Genomic DNA, 1,229 nt, shown 5'->3' with positions numbered 1-1,229 from the left:
TGGACTTGTAACGGTTTTGCGCCGGTCACCTGAGCGTTTTAAGCTCGCAGCAGGAGATCGACGAGATGATCAAGCATACTGAAGAGTTCAAGCAGGAGGCAGTGCGCATTGCGCTGACCAGCGGGTTGCCGCGCGACCGGATCGCATCGGATTTGGGGATAGGGAAGTCGACGCTGGGCAAGTGGCTGGCGCAGTATCGGCCATCCGATCTGGTGATAGCGCCGCAGGCGGATCTGGCACGCGAGAATGAACGCCTACGCCTTGAGAACCGTGTGCTTAGGGAGGAGAGGGAAGTGCTAAAAAAGGCCACGCAGTTCTTCGCGAGCCAAAGGCCGTGAAGTTCGCTTTTGTGCACAGTTGGCGGCACCGTTGGCCGGTTGAACTGCTCTGCCGCGTCATGAATGTCAGTGAGCGTGGCTATCGTTCGTGGCGGTCACGACCGATCAGTCAACGTGCACGGACGGATATGAAGGTGCTGGCCCATATCCGGGAACAGTACAGGCTGAGCCTTGGCAGCTACGGCCGTCCTCGCATGACGATGGAGTTGAAGGAGGTGGGGCTCGATGTTGGCGAGCGCCGGGTCGGGCGGCTGATGAAGATCAACGGGATCAAGCCTGTCCGCACCCGCAGGCACAAGGTGACAACGGACAGCCATCATCGCCTGGGTGTCGCAGCGAACTGGCTGGACGGCGATTTCGCCGCTGATGCGCCCAACCGTAAATGGGCGGGCGACATCACGTATATCTGGACATCAGAAGGCTGGCTCTATCTTGCAGTCATCCTTGATCTGCATAGCCGCCGTGTTGTGGGGTGGGCCGTCAGCGACAGGATGAAGAAAGATCTGGCGATCCGGGCACTCGATATGGCGGTGCGCCTGCGCCAGCCACCGGAGGGCTGCCTTTTCCATTCGGATCGCGGCAGCCAATATTGCTCTTATGACTATCAGAAGAAGCTGCAGGCCCATGGCCTGCGTCCATCGATGAGTGGAAAGGGTAATTGTTACGACAATGCCTCCGTCGAGACGTTCTTCAAATCGTTGAAGGCGGAACTCATCTGGCGGCAGAACTGGCCAACGCGGCGTCAGGCAGAAGCCGCCATCTTTCAGTACATCAACGGCTTCTACAACACCCGCCGCCGACATTCATATCTGGGCGGCATCAGCCCGCTCGCGTTCGAAGCCAAGGTGGCTTAATGAGATAGGTGACCGGCACAAAACCGTTACAAGTCCA

1 protein-coding gene is annotated in these 1,229 nt (G+C 58.5%); it reads left to right on the top strand.

Annotated elements, in window-relative coordinates; genetic code table 11:
- The first annotated feature begins 65 nt into the window (after positions 1 to 65).
- Positions 66 to 1,192, top strand: a protein-coding gene (locus GGQ88_RS21035) for an IS3 family transposase (RefSeq protein WP_221214820.1) whose coding sequence is annotated in 2 segments (ribosomal slippage) — positions 66 to 297 and positions 297 to 1,192 — 1,128 coding nt in all. Because the reading frame shifts where the segments join, the coding sequence is not laid out codon by codon here.
- The last annotated feature ends 37 nt before the right edge of the window (positions 1,193 to 1,229 follow it).

This window comes from Novosphingobium hassiacum (assembly GCF_014196055.1).
Classification (GTDB): Bacteria; Pseudomonadota; Alphaproteobacteria; order Sphingomonadales; family Sphingomonadaceae; genus Novosphingobium; species Novosphingobium hassiacum.
This window is presented reverse-complemented; position numbering and strand designations above follow the sequence as displayed.